Here is a 20239-nt window from a genome sequence, read left to right on the forward strand (position 1 = left end):
AGCGACGTCGGCAGCCGTTGTCTCAGCTGCCGGGACTCATGTTAGCGGGGATGCGGCGAATGCACAACGACCATGTAAACCCGCATGCAACAGATCAAAGCAGCTTGCCGCCCGGCGGTCGCGTCGGCCGCTCCGCCGGCAGGTTGCGCACGATGCAGTCCAGCGCGCGCGAATCGGACTTGCCGCCAAGCGCCGCGCTGACCGAATCGCGATACTGTGCCGGCGAGATGCGCTGGTAGTAGAGCCGCGAGGTCTGGTCCAGCCAGTAGACGTAGTTGTCGTCGCCCCTGCTGCCACTGGTGCGCAGCCAGTCGCTGATATTGCTGGAGCCAACGATCATGTTGGGGCAAGCGGTCTGCAGCGAATCAAGATAGGCATTAAAGCCCTTGGCCTGGATATTGCGCACGGAGTCCGGAGCACAAGCCACCAGCAACGCTACGCAGGCGGAGGCCAGCGCGAAGCGCCGGCTGATCGTGAAGCGGCGAAAGATGGACGAAGGCTGCACGGCAGGGTCTCCCTGGCGGATGGCGATGGCGCTATCTTACCGGCACCCTGCCCGCTTCAGTCGTCCAGCGTCTCATGCACGGCAGAATCGCCGCGCTTCCAGTAGGCCGACGCACGGATGCGGCGCTTGTCAATGCCGCGCTCGCTGACCAGGTACTGGCGCACCGCTTTCATCGCCGCCGCTTCACCAGCGGCCCACACGTAGCCCTCGCCGCGCGGCAGCGTGAGCTTGCGCAGCGCCCCTTCCAGCAGGCTGCCCTCCAGCGCATCGCCACGATGCAGCCAATGCACATCGCATTGCGCCTGCGTCGACAGCGAAATCTGCCCCGCGGCATCGCCCACTTCCACCACCACGATGGCGCGCGTATCGGCCCCGAGCTCTTCCAGGCGCCGGGCGACTGCCGGCAGCGCGGTATCGTCGCCGATCAGCAAGTGCCAGTCGAACGCCGTGGGCACCACGAACGAGCCGCGCGGCCCGCCCACGCCCAGGTACTGGCCCGGCTGCGCCTGCGCGGCCCAGGTCGACGCGGGACCATCGCCATGCAGCACGAACTCGATATCCAGCTCCTGCTTCGCTGCGTCGTAGCGGCGCGGCGTGTAGTCGCGCGCGGCCGGCCGCGGCTGGCCTTCGGGGAAGGTGATGCCGTCAGCGGAGACCTGCGGCAGCACCGGCTTGTCTGCGCCATCCACCGGGAAGAAGACCTTGACGTGGTCGTCGAACGACGCCGAGACAAAGTCCTGCAGGTCAGCGCCGCCCAGCGTGACGCGCAGCAGCTGCGGTGACACTTGCGTGGTGCGCACCACTTGCAGCAGGCGCATCTTGAGCGGATGGCGCACGCGCTGCACATTCAGGTCGCGTGCGGAGGCTTGGTTGTTTTCACTCATATTCAAATTCCTTTGGATCAAACCCGGCGCTTGCCGGGTCAGGTTGCCGATGGCCGCAGCCAGCGTCAGTGCCACGCGTCAGGCCTTGCGGACCGCTTCAATCTCAGCCGCGGCGCGCAGCAGGATCTCAGCGATGCGGCGCTGCTCGTCGGCGCCCGCATCACTGCGCAGCGCAATGGCACGCTTGATCGCGGCACGGGCCTGCATCAGCTCGGGCAGCCAGCCGCCCTGCTCGGGCTCAGGCTGCGGCTCGCCGCTCATGGCGCGCCGCATCCATTCCACCTTGCGCGCCACGTGGCGCAGCTTGGCGATCATCACCTCGACCCGCTCGCGGTTGGTCGCCAGGTGGGCCTTGCCGGTCTCGGACAGCTGGTAGCGCTTCTTGTTGCCTTCCGTATCGACGGTGGCGTACCCGACTTCCTCCAGGTAAGTCAGGGCCGGATAGACCACGCCGGGACTCGGCTTGTAGAAGCCGTTGGTACGGGTCTCGATCGCCTTGATCAGTTCGTAGCCGTGGCTCGGCTTCTCTTCGAGCATGGCCAGAAGCAGCAACTGCAGGTCATCGGCGCTGAACTTGCGGCCCCGGCGCCAGCCTTCGCCGTCGAAGCTGCCGGGACCATCGGGGCCGCCAGGGCCGAAGCCGTCGTCATGGCCGCCGCCCCAGAAACCGCCGCCGTGGCGACCCATGGCGTGGTGGGCGAAGTGATGCTCAAAGTGCGGCGCAAGGCGCATCAACAGGTGGCGGCCGTGGCCTGAGAAGCCAAATGGGTGGGAATGATGGCGCATGACTACTCCGATATGTCGTAAAACATATCTTACGATATATATCGTAAGAGCGGAAGTCAAGGCGACGCGGCAAGTCCCGCCGCCCGGGATTACCTCATGCGGTACCAGTGGCAGCCATCGGGACCGGTCTCGCGCGCCGCCTCTTCCCGCTCCAGCAGGTAGTTCAGGTGCGCAATGCTTTCGCCGGTAGCCATCCCCAACAGCCCGCCGCTTCCGGTGATGGGCCGCGAGAACAACTCCCCAAACACATCCACCGCCCGCTTCGGCGTCCCCAACGCCCCACGCAACCGATCCAGCGCCTGCATCTGGCTCGCCCGCAGATAGTCGATGCGCGCATGCAGCCCACGGAACGGTTCGTTGTGCGCCGGCAGCACCAGCACATCGTCGGGCACGGCAGCGCGCACCTTGTCCAGTGAAGCCAGCCAGTCCTGCATCGGATCGGCATCCGGCTCGGTCGGAAACACAGACACATTAGAAGAAATGCGCGGCAGCACCTGGTCGCCGGACACCAGCAGCTTCAGCGCCGGGCAGTACAGGCAGGCATGTTCGGGCGAATGGCCGGTGCCGACGATGATCTGCCAGTCGTGCGCGCCGATGCGGACGGTGTCGCCATCGGACAGGCGGTGGAAGCTCTCGGGCAAAGCGTGCACATATTTGCCGAAGCCGCCGAAGCGGGTGCGGTACACCTCGATCGCTTCGTCATCCCAGCCTGCGCGGCGATAGAACTCGATCGCGTCATCCGGCGCCGCGCGCCCCGTATCCGCCGCCAGCACGCGGCACATCAGGTATTCCAGCCGCGTCATCCACAGCTGGCAGTCGAACTTGCCGGTCAGCCACCCGGCCATGCCGATGTGGTCGGGGTGCATATGGGTCACGAACAGGCGCGTCAGGCCGCCGGCGAGCGGGCCGCTTTCGGCGAACAGCGCACGCCAAGCCTGGGCGGTTTCCGGCGTCTGCAGGCCGGCGTCTACGGCGGCCCAGCCATTGCCATCGTGGATGGCCCACAGGTTGATGTGGTTCAGGCCCAGCGGCATCGGCATGCGCAGCCACAGTACACCGGGGGCTACCTCACGGGCGCGGCCGGGTTCGGGGGCGTCGCCACAGGGGTAGTCGAGCTCGGGCTTTTCGAGGGAGATGGGGGCAGCTGCGAGGGCGATGTCGGGGGATTGGGCGCTCATCGGTATCTGGGCCGGTGGGCCGGCCGTGCTGTGCGCAGTGGCCGGTGCGGCAATGCCCCGGCTCCGCGCGTTCTGGATAGCTGACACCTTAGCCCAGATGGGCGATTCGTGCTACGCGCGCCCTGCCCGCGTTCCGTGGTGTGGAATGGCAGTGAGCTATCGGGCCGGCGCCGGCAGCACCTTGCCCGGATTAAGCAGGTTCAACGGATCAAGCGCCTGCTTCACCTGCCACATCAGCTCCAGTTCCACCTGGGACTTGTAGCGCGTCAGGTCATCGCGCTTGGCCACGCCGATGCCGTGCTCGGCCGAGATCGAGCCGTTTTCCGCATGGGCCATGCCATCGACCAGTACCGAGACCCGCTCATACCATTGCGCCAGGAACTCTTTACCTGGCTGATCCCTGGGGCGCAGCGGGTTGAAGTGCACATTGCCGTCGCCCATATGGCCGTAGATCACCATGCGCACGTCCGGCACCAGTTCCAGCACCTTGGCCGAGGCTTCCTCGACAAACGCGGCGATGCGCGACAGCGGCACCGAGACATCGCACTTGATGCTGCCGCCGGTGCGGGTCTGGGCGTCGGAGATCTCTTCGCGGATGCGCCAGAAGGTCTGGGCATCGGACAGGCTGGCGGCCACGGCGGCGTCCTGCACCAGACCCTGGCTGAAGCCGGATTCGAGGATTTCCATCAGCGTGGCGTTCAGGCTTTCCGCATCGGTGCCGGAGGTCAGCTCGATCAGCACCATCCAGTCGTGCTTGTCCTGCAGCGGGGAAGCGACGTTGCCAAGATATTCAAGCACCAGTTCCAGCGCGGGCCGCGAGATCAGCTCGAACGCGGTCACGGCCTGGCCGGACAGGCGCTTGGCTTCGCCCAGTAAGGCAACCGCCGCGGCGGGGTTCTGCACGGCGACAAAGGCCACGGCGCTGCTGCGCGGTTGCGGCATCAGCTTGAGCACGGCGCCGGTGATGATGCCAAGCGTGCCTTCCGCGCCGACGAACAGGTGCTTGAGGTCGTAGCCGGTGTTGTCCTTGCGCAGGCCACGCAGCGACGAGTAGATGCGGCCATCGGGCAGCACTACTTCGATGCCGAGCACCAGGTCGCGCATATTGCCGTAGCGCAGCACCGCAGTGCCGCCGGCATTGGTCGACAGGTTGCCGCCGATCTGGCACGAACCTTCGGAGCCGATGCGCAGCGGGAACAGGCGTTGCTCGGCCTCGGCGGCGCCGCGTGCCGCGCTCAGCGTGACGCCGGCCTGCACGGTCATGGTGTCGTTGATGGTGTCGATGCCCAGCACGCGGTTCATGCGGCTCAGGTTGACGACCACGGCGGTGCCGCTGTCGTCCGGCACGGCGCCGCCCATCAGCGAGGTATTGCCGCCCTGCGGCACTACCGGCACGCGCTGGGCATGGCACCACTGCAGCACCTGGCTGACCTCTTCCGTCGATGACGGCAGCACCACTACCTGGGCCTGGCCGCGGTAGATGCCGCGGTAGTCGGTGACGTATGCCTGCGTATCGGCATCGCCGCTGCGGCAGGCGTTGGCGCCGACGATGGCCTGCATCGCGCGCAAGGTGGTGTCTGGGGTCGGGGTTTCGGCTGGCATGTGTGTAAGGCGAAGGAGATACGGATCAGTACGCGGCGGAGGGCTTGTGTGCGGCGGGAGCATCCGCGGGCTGCGCACGGAACGATGCGGCAAGCTTTCGCGCGGCGTTGGCGTACAGCATCACGTCCACGCCCGTGGCCACGAAGGTGCAGCCCAGGTCGAGGTAGCGGCGTGCCAGTGCCGGGTCCGACGTCAGCGTGCCGGCAGCCTTGCCGCTGGCGATGATGGTACGCATCGCGCCTTCGATGGCGGCCTGCACCTCCGGGTGTCCGGGGCGGCCGCGGTGGCCCATCGACGCAGCGAGGTCGGCCGGGCCGATAAAGACGCCGTCGACGCCGTCCACCGCGCAGATCGCTTCCAGGTTCTGCAATGCGGTGACGGTTTCGGCCTGCACCAGCAGGCAGATCTCATCGCCGGCCACATCGAGGTAGTCGGTGCGGGCGCTCCACTGCGAGGCTCGCGCAATGGCGCTGCCCACGCCGCGGATGCCTTGCGGCGGGTAGCGCGTGGCGCTGACCAGCGCGCGGGCCTGTTCCGCGGTATCCACCATCGGCACCAGCAGGCTGCGCGCGCCGATGTCGAGCAGTTGCTTGATCAGCGGCACTTCGCCGGCCACGGCACGCACCACGGGCTGGACCGGGTATGGCGCCACGGCCTGCAGCGCGTGCAGCGTCGAGCGCAGGTCGTTGGGGGCGTGTTCGCCGTCGATCAGCAGCCAGTCAAAGCCTGCGGTGGCCGACACTTCGGCCAGGTACGGCGTTGCCATCGACAGCCACAGGCCGATCTGCGCCTGGCGGGCGGCCAGCGCGGTCTTGAAGGGATTGTTTGCGGGCATGGTGTGTTCCGGATCGATGATCGATGGGCCCGGCGCTTCAACCGAGCTGGCCCTGGCAAAGGTACTTGGTATGCATATAGTCGTCCAGCCCGTGGCGCGAGCCCTCGCGCCCGTAGCCGGATTCCTTGACGCCGCCGAACGGCGCCGCCTCGGCCGCGATCGCGCCCTCGTTGATGCCGACCATGCCGGTTTCCAGCGCCTGCGCCACGCGCCAGATGCGGCGGATGTCGTTGGAGTAGAAGTAAGCAGCGAGGCCGAACGGGGTGTCGTTGGCGTCGCGGATCACCTCGGCTTCATCGCGGAAGCGGAAGATCGGCGCGACCGGGCCGAAGGTCTCCTCGCACGACAGCTCCATCGCGGGGGTCGCATCGGCCAGCACCGTCGGTGCATAGTAGTGCGGGCCATCGGCGGTGCGCACGCGCTTGCCGCCGGTGACCACGCGCGCGCCCCGGGCGACGGCGTCTTCCACATGGCGTGCGATCTTGTCGACGGCGCGGGCATTGATCATGGGACCGATCTGCGCGGCCTCTTCCGTGGCCGGACCGACATGGAGCGCGCCAACGCGCTGCGCCAGGCGCTCGACAAAGGCGTCGTGCACTGTGTCGTGCACATAGACCCGGTTCGGGCACACGCAGGTCTGGCCACCGTTGCGGAACTTGGACGCCATCAGGCCATCGACCGCGGCATCGAGATCGGCGTCCTCAAAGACGATAAAGGGCGCGTTGCCGCCCAGCTCCAGCGACAGCTTCTTCAGCGTGGCCGCCGATTCGCGCGCGAGGTGCTTGCCCACGGGCGTGGAGCCGGTAAAGGTGATCTTGCGCACGCGGCTGTCGGCCAGCCAGGCGTCGACCACACCCGGCGTGTGCTCGCGCGATGCGGTGACGATGTTGAGCACGCCCGCGGGCATGCCGGCCTGCTGCGCCAGCCACACCAGCGCCAGCGCGGTCAGCGGCGTGTCCTCGGCGGGCTTGGCCACCACCGTGCAGCCGGCGGCCAACGCGGGGGCGATCTTGCGGGCAATCATCGCCAGCGGGAAGTTCCACGGCGTGATCGCCGCGACCACGCCCACCGGCTCCTTCAGCACCAGCAGTTTGCGGCCCGGCACGGCTTCGGCGACGATATCGCCGCAGATGCGCGTGGCCTCTTCGGCAAACCACTCGACATACGACGCGCCGTACTGCACCTCGCCGCGTGCCTCTTTCAGGGGCTTGCCCTGCTCCGTCGAGATGATGCGCGCCAGGTCTTCCTGGTGCGCGAGGATCAGCGCATGCCAGCGCTTGAGCAACTGGGCGCGTTCGCGCGCGGGCCGGCGGCTCCAGGCCGGGAAAGCGGCGGCGGCGGCATCGACGGCAAGGCGGGCATCGCCGGCATCGCTGTCTGGCACGTTGGCAAAGGTCTCGCCGGTGGCCGGGTCTGCGACCGGCAGGCGGGCGCCAAGGCCGGCATCGCACCACCGGTCGTCAATCAGGTTCTGGCTGCGCAGCAGCGCTTGCTCGGAAAGCGTCAGCATAAGTGTGGAGGAAGAGAGATTGGCGGGAGGCGGCTTAGCTGACGATGCCGAGGTGCCAGGGCACGAACTCGTTGTCGCCCAGGCCCAGCACTTCGCTCTTGGTCGGCTCGCCGGAGGCCGCGCGCAGGATATGTTCGAAGATCCGCTGGCCCATCTGCGGCACGGTCAGCTCGCCGTCGAGCACCAGCCCGCAGTTGATGTCCATGTCTTCTTCCAGACGGTGGTACATCGCCGAGTTGGATGCGAGCTTGATCGTCGGCGCGGGCTTGGAGCCGAACATCGAACCGCGGCCCGTGGTAAAGCAGATCAGGTTGGCGCCGCTGGCGATCTGGCCGGTGACGGCCACCGGGTCATAGCCGGGCGAGTCCATGAACACAAAGCCGGCCTGGTCGATCGGCTCGGCGTATTCGTAGACCGCCTGCAGCGGCGTGGTGCCGCCCTTCATGGCCGAGCCCAGCGATTTCTCGAAGATATTGGCCAGGCCGCCCTGCTGGTTGCCGTGGCCGACCACGCCGTTGAACTGGGCGTTGTGGCCGGCGGTGTAGCGCTCCCACCAGGCGAGGCGGTCCAGCAGCTTCTGGCCGACCTCGGGCGTCACCGCGCGGCGCGTGAGCATGAATTCCACACCGTGGATTTCCGGCGTTTCAGAGAGGATGGCGGTGCCGCCGTGGCGCACCAGGATATCCATCGCCGCGCCCAGCGCCGGGTTGGCGCTGATACCGGAAAAGCCGTCCGAGCCGCCGCATTCCAGCCCGATCTTCAGGTGGCTGGCCGATACCGGCTGGCGCACCGCGGCATTGGCCGCGGGCAGCATCGATTCGATCGCGCGAATGCCTGCGGCAATGGTGGCACGCGTGCCGCCGCTATCCTGCATCACCAGCGTATGCACCGCGGGGCCCGGCTCCAGGCCCTGCGATTCGACAAGTGAGGCCACCTGGTTGCGCTCGCAGCCCAGGCCGACGATCAGCACGCCGGCCAGGTTGGGATGGCGCGCGTAGCCCGCCAGCGTGCGGCGCAACACGTCGAAGTGCTCGCTCGGCGATGACATGCCGCAGCCGCTGGTCTGCGCGAAGGCCACCACGCCATCGACGTTCGGAAAGGCCGCCAGCCGCTCCGCTGTGAAATGCGCGGCAATCTGGCGGATCACGGTCGACGAGCAATTGACCGACGACAGGATGCCGATGAAATTGCGCGTGCCCACGCGCCCGTCCGGTCGCACAAAGCCGTTGAAGGTGGCGCGCCGGGCCTCGGGCACGTAGTCGACCGGCCGCACGTCCTGGCAGAACGCCGGGTCGCGGTAGAAATCGACCAGGGTCAGGTTGTGCGAATGCACGTGGTCGCCCTGGGCGATATCGCGCGCGGCCACGCCGATGACGGTGTCGAACTTGCGCACCGGCGTGCCGGCCGCGATGGCGCAGGCCGCGATCTTGTGGCCAGCCGGCACCTGTGCGCGCACGCGCACGGCGGGGTCGGCCAGCTGCTGGCCAAGGCTGAGGTCGCTGCGGGCGACCAGCACGTTGTCGTTGGCGTGCAGGCGGATGACGGGATTGGGATTCACTTGGACTTGGCCTTTGACGGCAATCAGCTTTGCTGCAGCAGTTCTTTCAGCTTGAGGCGCTGGATCAGCTGGGTTTCCTGGTCATAGACGCTGGCCACGTACTTCTTGTAGTCGGGGCCGTCCAGGTACATCACGGGCGCATCCAGGCGCGCCGCCACCTGCTTGAACTCGTTGCTGGCCACCGCGGCGCGGAAGGCGTCGCGCAGCTTCTTTTCCACGGCGGGCGGCAGGCCCTTCGGGGCGCCGATGCCGTTGGGCGCTTCCACCACCACGTTGTAGCCCAGTTCCTTCAGCGTCGGCGTGTCCTTGAAGCGGGTCGCGCGCTGTTCGCCCCAGGTGGCCAGCAGGCGCAGCTTGCCGGCTTCCACGTGCGGCGCCCACGAGCTGGAGTCGGCCAGCAGGTCCACCTGCCCGGCCAGCACGTCCTGCAGCGCGGCGGCGCCGCCCTTGTAGGCGATGGCATTGAACTGGATGCCCGCGGCCAGCGCGAACTGCTCCATGCCGACGTGGGTGGCGCCGCCGATGCCGGCGTGCGCATAGGTGATCTTGCCGGGGCTGGCCTTGGCGGCGGCCACCACGTCCTGCAGCGTCTTGTAGCGCGAGCTGGCCGGCACGGCGATGCCGAAGGTCTGGCCCGAGGTGCGCGCCAGGTAGGTCAGCTCGGTGCGCGGGTCCAGCTGCAGCATGCCGAGCTGCGCGAAGCGCGTCACCGAGATCGGGATCTGGCCGATGGTGTATCCGTCCGGATTGGCGCGCGCCAGGGCCTTGGTGCCGATCATGCCGGAGGCGCCGGCGCGGTTCTCGACCACGATCGACTGCTTGAGGATGCCGCTGGCCACCTGGCACAGCGCGCGCATCGACTGGTCAGCGGTGCCGCCGACCGGCCATGGGCAGATAAAGGTGATGGGACGCTCGGGATACTCGGCGGCCAGCGCCCGTGCAGCAGGCAGCAGCACGCCGGCGGCGCCCGCGGCAGCACCCGCTGCGGCTCCGATGAGCAGGCGGCGGCGCTTGGAATCGATGGGGAAACCTTGGGTCATTTGCGGGAGTCTCCGATGTTTTCATTATCGGCGGGACCGGCGCAGCCAGCCTCGTCATGCCCGCATTCTGTCGCGCCTCAACATAACAATCCAATCAAAGAACGGCATTGCTTCATAACCTTTAGGTTAGGTAGACTGCCGGGCATGGTACAGATCGATCGCGCGCTGCGCTCCAATATCAAGCTGCGTCACCTGCAACTGCTGGTGGCGCTGGATGAGTTCCGCCACCTCGGCCGCACCGCGGAGTTCCTGTCCGTGAGCCAGCCGGCGGTGTCGAAGGTGCTGACCGAGGTCGAAAAGATGCTGGGTCTGTCGCTGTTTACGCGCTCCACCCGCGGCACCGAGCCCACCCCCGCCGGCGAATCGCTGGTGCGCTTTGCGCGCTCGGTGCTGGCCCAGTACGAGCAGACCCGCGACGAGATCGCCGCGGTGCAGAGCGGCGCCTCCGGCCGCATCCGCGTGGGCTCGATGGGGGCGGCGCTGCCGGTGCTGCTGGCGCAGGCAGTGGGCACGCTCAAGGACCGCCACGCGCGCGCCACCGTGCTGGTGGAGGAAGGCGACCTGACCCACCTGCTGCCCAAGCTGCGGCTGCGCGAGCTGGACCTGATCGTGGGCCGGCTGGAGCCGGGCTATGCGGCGCCGGACCTGTTGACCGAAGCCCTCTATGAAGAACCGATGGTGGTCGTGGTCCGGCGCGGCCACAAGCTGGCGCGCAAGGCCCGCCCCAGTTGGGCCGACCTGGCGGCGATGCCCTGCGTGCTGCCGCCGCCGTGGGCGTCGCTGCGCGTGAAGATCGAGCAGGCCTTCTATCGCCACGGGCTGCACCCGCCGCAGGATGTCATCGAGACCTCGTCCTACCTGGCGCAGGCCACCTTTGTCGGCCAGCGCGGTGCGGCCGGCTTCATGGCTGAGTCGGTGGCGCTGTCGTTGCAGGAGGAAGGCCAGTTGCACGTGCTGAAGATGGCCGTGCCGGTCGACCTGCCCCCGGTCGGCATCATCACGCTGCGCGAGCGGGCGCCGTCGCTCAGCACCGACCAGCTGGTGGAATGCCTGCGCGAGGCTGCGGCGCAGATCAGGGCGGTCTAGCCCGCATCAGGGCCGTCTACCCCGCACGCGCCATCAACACCGGCACCGACGTGGCCAGCAGCGCCACGCCGGATACAGTCAGCAGCGTCAGCACGACCTTGCGGAAGGTGGCCTCGCTGATCCCCAGATAGAGCCGCGTGCCCAGCAGCGTGGGCACCAGCATCGCGGGCGCCACCACCAGGAACATCGGCAGCATCTCGCGCGTGACGATGCCCTTGCCCACATACGCGGCCATGGTCATGGCCAGCGTGGCGAGGTTGAAGTTCTGGATCACCGCGCGCTGCTCGTCCTTGTCGAAGCCGCGCAGCGTGCACCACAGCGTGGGGATCACGCCGGTAAAGCCGCCGATACCGCCCATCACGCCGCCGGCCGCACCGGCCACGCCATCGGCGACGCGCCCGCCCACGCCGATATGCGGCAGCTTGCGCACCATCAGCATCACCGGGCACCACAGGGTCAGGAAGCCACCCAGCACGACCTTGAACCACAGCGCGTCAAGCATCGGCAGGATCGCAACGCCCAGGGGGATGCCGGCCACGCCGCCGGCCACGAACGGCCACAGTCGCCGCCACGACAGCCCGCGCCGCACCGACGCCGCCGCCAGCAGCTGGCCGGTAAGCGCGCCGAACACGGTCATGGCCGAGGCCAGCCGCGGCTCGATCGCCCAGGCCCAGAACGACATCGCCACCATGCCGAAGGCAAAGCCCGACAGCCCCTGGACAAAACCGGCCACGGCGGCGCCGGCGATCACGATCAGCAAGGTGGAATCCATGGCGGGCGGGGCCGCGTCAGGCAGTGGCGGACGCGATGTTCAAGGCTTCTCGGAAGCGCATGACTATGCACTTCTTTGCCCTGCTTGTCAGCCGCTGCCTCTGCTGCGCCGCGCAAAACTGATACGGTATTTTTTCAATGAGGTGATGCTGTTCTGTTCATCCCGGCTCCGTTAGCATGGTCGCCATCAACAAGGGCACCGGGCCGCGTGAAGCGGCGCCGACGGCACCGGGTGCGGCGATATGTCACCCGTACGCCACCGGCAGCAACAGTGCCCTTTGCTGCGCGCGCGGCGTACACTACGCTTTACCGCACGCGCCTACGGCCCGCGCCCCGGCGCGCCCTGCCGACCGGCCCCGGCCTGCCAGACGGCAGTGCCGCGCCCGTCCCAGGCGTGCGCCAGGCCAGCGCCACGGAGAACAACATGTTTGGTTTGACCGCGCTCGACCTCGCCCGCACCCAGTTTGCCTTCACGATTTCTTTCCACATTATTTTTCCGGCGATCACCATCGGCCTGGCCGCCTACCTGGCGGTGCTGGAAGGCTGCTGGCTGCGCACGCAGCGCACGCATTACCGCGACCTCTACCACTTCTGGTCCAAGATCTTTGCCGTCAACTTCGGCATGGGGGTGGTGTCCGGGCTGGTGATGGCCTACCAGTTCGGCACCAACTGGAGCTTCTTCTCCGAGTTCGCGGGCAGCATCACCGGGCCATTGCTGACCTATGAGGTGCTGACCGCCTTCTTCCTGGAAGCGGGCTTCCTGGGCGTGATGCTGTTCGGCTGGAACCGCGTCGGGCCGGGGCTGCATTTCTTTGCCACGGTGATGGTGGCGCTCGGCACGCTGATCTCCGCCACCTGGATCCTGGCCTCCAACAGCTGGATGCAGACGCCGGCGGGCTTCGAGATCATCAACGGCCGCGTGGTGCCGACCAACTGGTTCGAAGTCATCTTCAACCCGTCGTTCCCCTACCGCCTGGTGCATATGAGCGTGGCGGCGTTCCTGGCCACGGCGCTGTTCGTCGGCGCCTCCGCCGCCTGGCACCTGCTGCGCGGGCGCGACAACCCCGCCATCCGCAAGATGCTGTCGATGGCGATGTGGATGCTGCTGATCGTCGCGCCGATCCAGGCCGTGATCGGCGACATGCACGGCCTGAACACGCTCAAGCACCAGCCCGCCAAGATCGCCGCACTGGAAGGCCACTGGGAGAACAAGGGCAATGAAGGCCTGCCGCTGCTGCTGTTCGGCTGGCCCGACATGGCGCGCGAAGAGACGCGTTTCGCGATCGAGGTGCCGCGCCTGGGCAGCCTGATCCTGACCCATACCTGGGACGGGCAGATCAAGGGCCTGAAGGAGTTCGCGCCGCAGGACCGGCCCAATTCCACCATCCTGTTCTGGTCGTTCCGCGTGATGGTGGGGCTGGGGCTGCTGATGATCCTGCTGGGCGTGTGGAGCCTGCTGCTGCGCAGGGGCGAGCGCATGTACCGCTCGCGCGGCTTCCTGCATATGGCGCTGTGGATGGGGCCCACCGGCCTGATCGCCATCCTGGCCGGCTGGTTCACCACCGAGGTCGGGCGCCAGCCGTGGGTGGTCTACGGGCTGCAGCGCACTGCCGACGCGGTGTCGCCGCACGGCGTGCCCGAGCTGGCGGTGACGCTGGCGATCTTCGTGGTGGCGTACTTCTTCGTGTTCGGCGTGGGCATCGCCTACATGATGCGGCTGGTGCGCAAGGGTCCGGCGCAGGAAGAAACCAAGCCGGAAGGCGGCCCCGGACGCGAGCATACGCCGGCACGGCCATTGTCAGCGGTGGATGACGACGAAGCGCTCGCCCCCGCCACCACTGCACGCACCCGGAGCTGACACCATGGGCATCGACCTTTCGCTTCTCTGGATCGTCATCATCTTCTTCGGCGTGATGATGTACGTGGTGATGGACGGCTTCGACCTGGGCATCGGCATGCTTTACCCGTTCGTGCCGGACCGGCATGACCGCGATGTCATGATGAACACGGTGGCGCCGGTCTGGGACGGCAACGAGACCTGGCTGGTGCTGGGCGGCGCCGGGCTGCTGGCGGCATTCCCGCTGGCGTATTCGGTGGTGCTGAGCGCGCTCTACCTGCCGCTGATGCTGATGTTGCTGGGCCTGATTTTCCGCGGCGTGGCGTTCGAGTTCCGCTTCAAGGCCAACGACCGCGAGCGCCCGGTGTGGGACGCCTCCTTCATCCTGGGCTCGGCCACGGCCAGTTTCTTCCAGGGCGTGGCGCTGGGCGCCTATATCGACGGCATCAAGCTGGAAGGCCACCGCTTTGTCGGCGGCCCGCTGGACTGGCTCACGCCCTTCCCGCTGTTCTGCGGCGTGGGGCTGATGGTGGCCTACACGGTGCTGGGCAGCACCTGGCTGATCATGAAGACCGAGGGCGAGCTGCAGCAGCGCATGATCAAGCTGACCGGCACGCTGGCGTGGCTGCTGCTGGCGGTGATCGCCGTGATCAGCCTGTGGACGCCGCTGACGCATCCCGAGATTGCCGAGCGCTGGTTCAGCCTGCCCAACCTGTTCTGGTTCTCGCCGGTGCCGATCCTGGTGGCGCTGTGCATGTTCATGCTGATGCGCGCGCTGCGGCACGAGCCGGATATCTCGCCGTTCATGTACGCGCTGGGGCTGGTGTTCCTGGGCTACAGCGGGCTGGCGATCAGTGTCTGGCCCAATATCATCCCGCCTGGAATCTCGATCTGGGATGCCGCCGCACCGCCGCAAAGCCAGGGCTTTGCGCTGGTGGGGGCGCTGTTCATCATCCCCTTCATCCTGATGTACACGGTGTGGGCCTACTACGTGTTCCGCGGCAAGGTGCGCCACGGCGAGGGCTACCACTGATGGATATGGATACACAGCGCTCGAGGACAGGGACGGGCAGCGGCACCTGGCTGCGCCGCGTCGGCTGGCTGGTGCTGATCTGGGCCGCCAGCGTGGCAGCACTGGGCGTGGCCGCGTGGGTGCTGCGGATCATCATGCAGGGCGTCGGCTTGCGCAGCTGACGCCCCGCCAAGGGCAACGCCGTCCTCAGAGCTGGACCGAGGCCTGGCCGATGCCGTCGAATTCCGCAGTCACCAGGTCGCCTGCCGATGCGTCCAGGATGCCGACCCAGGTGCCGGTGGTAACGACCGTGCCGGCCTCTACGCGTCGCCCGTCGCGCGTGGCGTGGCGCAGCCAGGCGACCAGTCCATAGGCCGGATCGCCCAGCGCGTGGGTGCCGCGGCGCTCGGTCGTTTGCGTGCCGATCTGCACCCGGCAATGCTGTGCCGCCCAGTCCCGCGCGGCATAGTCACACCACTCGCCGAGCACCAGGGCGCCGTGGGACTGCAGGTCGGCCAGCTTCAGCAGCGCGGGCGCGGCGAGATACTGCCGCCAGCGCGAATCGACGACTTCAATCGACACCGCCATCGCATCGATCAGCCCGGCCGCGCCGGCGTAGTCGAGGGCGGCAGCCTGCGCGGTGTCAACGCCCTGCCCCAGTCGCAACGCAATCTCCGCCTCAATGCCGCGCCATGTGAAAGGCCAGTCGCCGGCATGCGCGGGGCTGGTCCAGACCCCGGCCGGCGGCAGTTGGGCATGCGTCAGCACCGCCTCGCGCGAGGCTCCGCCGGATTTCCAGTAGCCGGCGCCTGTCGCTTGCCAGCCTAGCGAGCGGGCCACGGCCGACTGGACGGCGTAGGCCTGTTCCGCATTCTCAAGCACGGTGGCAAATTGCTCTGCATCGGCGCAACCCTGTTCGCTACGCGCGCTGAGCAGGGCCTGCGCGACCCGATCGATATTGGAAGATGTCATGCCTTGGGTATTTCCTTGAAGGAGGGATGAATATCGCCCGGTATCCCGCTCCCGGCAAGCGCGCGCAGCACGCTGCCGGCAGCGGGCCGGTCTCAGGAACCGCTGGCGCTGGCCGCGGTGCCACTGACGGCAGACTCGGCTTCGTCGTCGGCGGCGGTGTCGCCCATGGCGCGGCCGAAGGTTTCCGGCGCGAACTGCACGGCCAGCGCAAACACTGCGTACATCGCCGCCAGCATGCTGAACATGCCGCCAACGCCGTAGGTTTCGAACACGCGCCCGCTGATCAGCGGCGTCAGCGCCCCGGCCAGGGTGCCGAGCGCCAGGATCAGCGAGGTGCCGAACGCGCGGACGTGGGTGGGATACTGCTCCGGCGCGAAGATCCAGATCGACGTGTTCAGCAACACCACGCAGAAGGTGAAGGCCGCGCCAAACAGCAGCACCAGGCCCACGTTATACGTCAGGAAGCCGAAGCACAACCCGGCCGCGCAGGCCAGGCCCGCGCCTACCGTCAGCACCCGCTTGCGCGGAAAGTGATAGCCGCAGTACGAGGCCGCGAGCGCGCCGAACAGGCTGCCGCTCTGCATCACCATGGTGAAGAGAAAGCTCTTGGAGATGGTGTAGCCCTGCGACATCAGGATGGTCGGCATCAGCGTCAGCACCGAGATCTGCGCGCCATACGTCATGGACACCGCAATCCCCAGCGCGATCGTGCGCCGTCCCAGGCGGCCCTTGAAGATATCGCTCAGGCGCACCTTGGTGCGCGGCGCGTCGTCCTGGATCGCGGCCTTGATATAGGGCGTCGGCTCGCCGTCGAGCTTGCCCAGGCGGCCGGATGCGAGCACCGACAGCACCCGGTTGGCCTCGTCCACGCGCCCCTTGGACAGCAGGAAGCGCGGCGTCTCCGGAATAAAGCGCCGGTAGAACACGACGAAGAATGCCGGCAGCACCAGGCAGGCAAACAGCCAGCGCCAGCTGTCCGGACCCGGGAACATGGCGAAGACCGCCAGGCCGAAGGCCGGCGCCAGCATATTGCCCAGGCCGCCGCTGCCCACGCTGACCAGGCCTACCGCGGTACCGCGGAAGCGCGTCGAGCACAGTTCGGCCAGCATGGTCACGGCAATCGAGATCTCCCCGCCCAGGCCGATGCCGACGATAAAGCGGCCCGCCGCCAGCGCGCCATAGTTCGGCGCCAGCGCGCAGATGATGGCGCCCAGCGTGAACAGCAGCAGGTTGGCGCTCAGCATCGTGCGCCTGCCGTAGCGGTCCGCGATATAGCCGGAGCCGATGCGTCCCAGCGCGGCGGCGCTGAAGGTCAGCGTATTGAGAAAGCCGATCTCCGCCACCGAGATGCCCCACTGCTCGCGCAGCATGGGGCCGATCAGGCCGACGGCGTTCTGTTCGAAGACATCGAACATCACCCCGAGCATGATCATGAAGATGATCTTCTTGTGCGATGCCGTCACCCCGATGCCATCCATGGCCCGGTCGAGCTCATGCTGCTGTGGGGAATTCGGCGATTGAACTACAGTTTCTGCGCCCATCTTTGTCTCCTCCTCGTTTCGAGGTTGTCGCGCTATGTCCGCGACCTTGTCGCCGCCGTGTCCGGCTGGCGTTTGTAGAGCAGCGATAAAACTTCGTTCCGGCGCGGGCCTATTCCAGCGCGGGCGTCGAGTGCGGCGGCCGGCGGGCGCGCAAGGCCTGCTCGGCCGCATAGGCCAGCCGTATCAGCACGGGTTCGGTGAAAGGCAGGCCAAAGAACTCCAGCCCGACCGGCACACCCTGGGGTGCGTTGCCGTCCGGCGCTGAGAATCCGGCCGGAATCACGATGGCCGGAAAGCCGGTGGCCGACGCAAGCACGCCGTTGCGCTCTGCCTGGGTCTCGCCGACCGGCACCACCAGGCGCCGCTGGTGCGGAAATGCCAGGGCGTCAAACCGATGCCGCGCCATCAGGTCCTGCAGCCGCTGGCGCAATGCCTGCTGGCGCTGCAGGCGTTCGCGGTACTCCCCTTCCCGCTCGCTCAGCGCTGCTGCGGTGGCGAGGGTTCCCGCCACGCTTGGATGGACAGAACCGGCAGCGATGATGTCCTGCATCGATCGCACCGGGACGCCGGGGGGCAGCCCCGCCAGGTAGGCATCGAGATCGCGCTCCATCTCGTAGTGGTGTACAAGCGTGGAGGCCAGCAGCTCATCCGGGCTGATGGCGTCGTCAAGGGCGACCAGCTCGGCGCCTTGTGTAGCGATGACGGCCAGCGCTGCCTGCATCACGGTGTTGACGGGACGGTGCACATCCTGGTCGCCGAAGAAATGGCGCAGCACGCCGATGCGCGCGCCCCTGAGTCCGTCGCGGTCAAGGCTGGCGGCATAGCTCGCCGGGATGTGGGGCGCGCCCTGGCTGGTGACCGGGTCGGCCGGGTCATAGCCGGCGATGACATCGAGCAGCAGCGCCGTATCGGCAACAGTACGGGTGATCGGGCCGATGGTGTCCTGCGTCAGCCCGCAAGGGACCAGCCCGGCCCGGCTGATCAGGCCCATGGTCGGGCGCAGGCCGACCAGGTTGTTGGCCGAGGCCGGCGAGCGGATGGAATTGACCCCATCGGTGCCGATGCCAAGCAGGCCGAAGCTGGCTGCGATACCGGCGCCGGTCCCGCCGCTGGAACCGCCGGGCGTGCGGGTCAGGTCATAAGGATTGAGGGTCTGGCCAGACAAGGTGCTGACCGTCTCGCCGCCGGAGGCAAGCTCGTGCAGGTTGGTCTTGGCCAGGACGATGGCGCCCGCCTCGCGCAGCCGGCGGATGACGAAGGCATCGTCGGCGGACAGGTTGCCGCGCAGGCAGGCGGCGCCGGCGGTGGTTTCCATGCCGCCGCATTCGATGTTGTCCTTGACCAGCACCGGGATGCCATGCAGCGGCGCCAGCGCCTGCGCCGGGTTGCGCTCAGCCATGTCATCGATGCGGGCGGCCTCTTCCAGCACCTGCGGGTTGAGCTGCAGGATGCTACGCAGGGCGGGACCGCCCTGGTCATAGGCCGAGATGCGGTCCAGGCATGCGCTGGCCAACTGGCGCGCCGTCAGCCCGCCGCCGCGCATCGCGGCATGCGCGCCGGCAACGGTAGCTTCCACCACGCTGAACGGCGCGTGATGGCCCGGGCCGTCCGGCACCGGTTGGTACGAGTTTGTCATGAGAGCCTTCCATGCGCCGGCAAGGGCGCGAAGTGTTTGCGAGGTGATGGGCAGGCGGGGCAGCGGCACGGTGCCGCACCCCGCTTTGTCTCGCTATCGGTTGACCAGGCGGGCAGGTATTGTCCAGATGCAGAACGCACCCAGCATCAGCATCCCGGCAATCATGTAGTAAGCACTGTTGCCGCTCTGGGTCACGTCGCGCAGGTAGCCGATCATGTAGCCGCTGGTAAAGCCGGCAAGGTTGCCAATCGAGTTGCTCATGGCGATGGCCGTGGCCAACGCCGCGCCGCTGAGGAAAGCCGTCGGCAGGGACCAGAACAGCGGCGTGCAGGTCAGGATGCCGGCTGCGGCGATCGACAGGAACACCAGGGACAGCGCGGTGCTGTGCATGACCCAGGGCAACGCCAGGAAGCCGATCGCGCCCATCATGCACGGGATGATCAGGTGCCAGCGCCGCTCGCGATGCTTGTCGGCACTGCGGCCGAAGAAGTACATCGCGACAATGGCCGCCATATACGGTATCGCGCTCAGCAAGCCGATATGGAGCGGGTCGCTGACACCGGTCGACTTGATGAACGTGGGCAGCCAGAGCGTGATGCCGTACTGGCCCGTGACATAGCAGAAGCAGATCAGGCTGATCAGCCAGACGCGCGGATCGGTAAACACCTTGCCGACGCGTGCCTGCGGGTCCACCGCCTTGACGTCTTCCGACTTGGCCAGTTCAAGGACCTGCTTCTCCGCGCTGGTCAGCCACTTGGCCTTGGCAATGGAGTTGTCCAGGTAGTAGAAGCAGAAGCAACCCAGCAGCACCGCCGGCACCGCCTCGATAATGAACATCCATTGCCAGCCGCCCCAGCCAGACACGCCGGCCATGCTGCCCATCAGGAAGCCGGACAGCGGGTTGCCGATGATGCCGGACAGCGGCGAGCCCATGCAGTAGATCGCCATGATCTTGGCGCGCCGGTGCGACGGGTACCAGCACGACAGGTAGTACACAATGCCTGGCGTGAAGCCGGCTTCCGCAAGGCCCAGCAGGAAGCGCAGCGTGTAGAACTGGGTTGGCGTCTCCACGTACGCAAAGCACGCGGAGAGTATCCCCCACGTGATCATGATCCGGCCGATCCACACCTTGGCGCCGAACTTGTGCAGTGCCAGGTTGCTCGGCACCTCGAACAGGAAGTAGCCGATAAAGAAAATCCCGGCGCCCAGCCCGTAGACCGTCTCGCTGAAGCCCAGTTGCTGCGACATCTGGAGCTTGGCAAAACCTACGTTGACACGATCGAGATAAGCGATCAGGAAGCAGACCATCAGGAATGGCACCAGCCTCCAGCTCACCTTGCGATAGGTCGCATCCTCGAACGTCCTGATCTTTGTTCCCGCCTGCAGGGTTGTTTCCACAGCGTCTCCTCTGTTTTTTGTCAGGTACGGCAGTGCTGCGCTGATCCGTTGCGATCAGTCCGGCGGGGGCGTTGCGCACGCGCGGCGC

18 protein-coding genes are annotated in these 20239 nt (G+C 67.3%); 4 read left to right on the plus strand and 14 right to left on the minus strand.

What is annotated here, in order from left to right:
• Positions 1–94: 94 nt before the first annotated feature.
• The 9 genes from ACW4E8_RS22510 to ACW4E8_RS22550 all read right to left on the minus strand — a co-directional run bounded on the left by ACW4E8_RS22510 (position 95) and on the right by ACW4E8_RS22550 (position 9898).
• Complete coding sequence (locus ACW4E8_RS22510; protein WP_456806570.1) at positions 95–505, minus strand: hypothetical protein; 411 nt, start codon at positions 503–505, stop codon at positions 95–97.
• 56 nt (positions 506–561) lie between these two features.
• Complete coding sequence (locus ACW4E8_RS22515) at positions 562–1389, minus strand: siderophore-interacting protein (protein WP_456806571.1); 828 nt, start codon at positions 1387–1389, stop codon at positions 562–564.
• A 78-nt stretch (positions 1390–1467) separates the two neighbouring features.
• Entirely contained in the window at positions 1468–2175 is a 708-nt protein-coding gene (locus tag ACW4E8_RS22520; protein WP_456806572.1) for a PadR family transcriptional regulator, read from the minus strand.
• A gap of 89 nt (positions 2176–2264) precedes the next feature.
• Positions 2265–3353 carry an MBL fold metallo-hydrolase gene (locus ACW4E8_RS22525; RefSeq protein ID WP_456806573.1) on the minus strand — a complete coding sequence of 363 codons (1089 nt, stop codon included), beginning with the start codon at positions 3351–3353 and terminating at the stop codon, positions 2265–2267.
• Between the two features lie 156 nt (positions 3354–3509).
• The gene (locus ACW4E8_RS22530) at positions 3510–4955 is read right to left on the minus strand and encodes an FAD-binding oxidoreductase (protein ID WP_456806574.1); all 1446 of its coding nucleotides are present in this window, start codon (positions 4953–4955) and stop codon (positions 3510–3512) included.
• Positions 4956–4980: 25 nt separating this feature from the next.
• Positions 4981–5790: a 4-hydroxy-2-oxoheptanedioate aldolase gene (hpaI, locus tag ACW4E8_RS22535; protein WP_456806575.1), complete on the minus strand. Its 810-nt coding sequence runs from the start codon at positions 5788–5790 to the stop codon at positions 4981–4983.
• 37 nt (positions 5791–5827) lie between these two features.
• Positions 5828–7300: an NAD-dependent succinate-semialdehyde dehydrogenase gene (locus ACW4E8_RS22540; RefSeq protein ID WP_456806576.1), complete on the minus strand. Its 1473-nt coding sequence runs from the start codon at positions 7298–7300 to the stop codon at positions 5828–5830.
• A gap of 34 nt (positions 7301–7334) precedes the next feature.
• Positions 7335–8858, minus strand: coding sequence for a UxaA family hydrolase (locus tag ACW4E8_RS22545; RefSeq protein ID WP_456806577.1), 1524 nt, complete (start codon positions 8856–8858; stop codon positions 7335–7337).
• Between the two features lie 23 nt (positions 8859–8881).
• A complete protein-coding gene (locus ACW4E8_RS22550; protein ID WP_456806578.1) occupies positions 8882–9898 on the minus strand; it encodes a tripartite tricarboxylate transporter substrate binding protein in 1017 nt (338 codons plus the stop codon).
• Between the two features lie 144 nt (positions 9899–10042).
• Between ACW4E8_RS22550 and ACW4E8_RS22555 the strand changes: the two genes are divergently transcribed.
• Positions 10043–10984 carry a LysR substrate-binding domain-containing protein gene (locus ACW4E8_RS22555; protein ID WP_456806579.1) on the plus strand — a complete coding sequence of 314 codons (942 nt, stop codon included), beginning with the start codon at positions 10043–10045 and terminating at the stop codon, positions 10982–10984.
• Between the two features lie 16 nt (positions 10985–11000).
• On the opposite strand, the gene ACW4E8_RS22560 is transcribed toward ACW4E8_RS22555, so the two are convergent.
• Positions 11001–11756, minus strand: a complete 756-nt coding sequence (locus ACW4E8_RS22560; RefSeq protein WP_153953907.1) for a sulfite exporter TauE/SafE family protein — start codon at positions 11754–11756, stop codon at positions 11001–11003.
• Positions 11757–12179: 423 nt separating this feature from the next.
• Here ACW4E8_RS22560 and ACW4E8_RS22565 point away from each other — a divergent pair, with 423 nt between their 5' ends.
• From ACW4E8_RS22565 to ACW4E8_RS22575, 3 genes are read left to right on the plus strand one after another with little or no spacing between them, the layout of a single operon-like run.
• Positions 12180–13613 carry a cytochrome ubiquinol oxidase subunit I gene (locus tag ACW4E8_RS22565; protein WP_456806580.1) on the plus strand — a complete coding sequence of 478 codons (1434 nt, stop codon included), beginning with the start codon at positions 12180–12182 and terminating at the stop codon, positions 13611–13613.
• Between the two features lie 4 nt (positions 13614–13617).
• A complete protein-coding gene (cydB, locus tag ACW4E8_RS22570) occupies positions 13618–14625 on the plus strand; it encodes a cytochrome d ubiquinol oxidase subunit II (RefSeq protein WP_456806581.1) in 1008 nt (335 codons plus the stop codon).
• The gene (locus ACW4E8_RS22575) at positions 14625–14786 is read left to right on the plus strand and encodes a DUF2474 domain-containing protein (RefSeq protein ID WP_456806582.1); all 162 of its coding nucleotides are present in this window, start codon (positions 14625–14627) and stop codon (positions 14784–14786) included. Before cydB ends, ACW4E8_RS22575 begins: the two co-directional genes overlap by 1 nt.
• Before the next feature lie 25 nt (positions 14787–14811).
• On the opposite strand, the gene ACW4E8_RS22580 is transcribed toward ACW4E8_RS22575, so the two are convergent.
• The 4 genes from ACW4E8_RS22580 to ACW4E8_RS22595 all read right to left on the minus strand — a co-directional run bounded on the left by ACW4E8_RS22580 (position 14812) and on the right by ACW4E8_RS22595 (position 20151).
• Positions 14812–15576, minus strand: coding sequence for a fumarylacetoacetate hydrolase family protein (locus ACW4E8_RS22580; protein WP_456806583.1), 765 nt, complete (start codon positions 15574–15576; stop codon positions 14812–14814).
• 92 nt (positions 15577–15668) lie between these two features.
• Positions 15669–17117 (minus strand): MFS transporter, encoded by a 1449-nt coding sequence (locus ACW4E8_RS22585; RefSeq protein ID WP_456806584.1) that lies wholly within the window; start codon positions 17115–17117, stop codon positions 15669–15671.
• Between the two features lie 109 nt (positions 17118–17226).
• Positions 17227–18753, minus strand: a complete 1527-nt coding sequence (locus ACW4E8_RS22590; RefSeq protein ID WP_456806585.1) for an amidase family protein — start codon at positions 18751–18753, stop codon at positions 17227–17229.
• Between the two features lie 93 nt (positions 18754–18846).
• Positions 18847–20151 carry an MFS transporter gene (locus tag ACW4E8_RS22595; protein ID WP_456806586.1) on the minus strand — a complete coding sequence of 435 codons (1305 nt, stop codon included), beginning with the start codon at positions 20149–20151 and terminating at the stop codon, positions 18847–18849.
• Between the last annotated feature and the right edge of the window lie 88 nt (positions 20152–20239).

It is taken from the genome of Cupriavidus sp. CP313 (assembly GCF_054072015.1).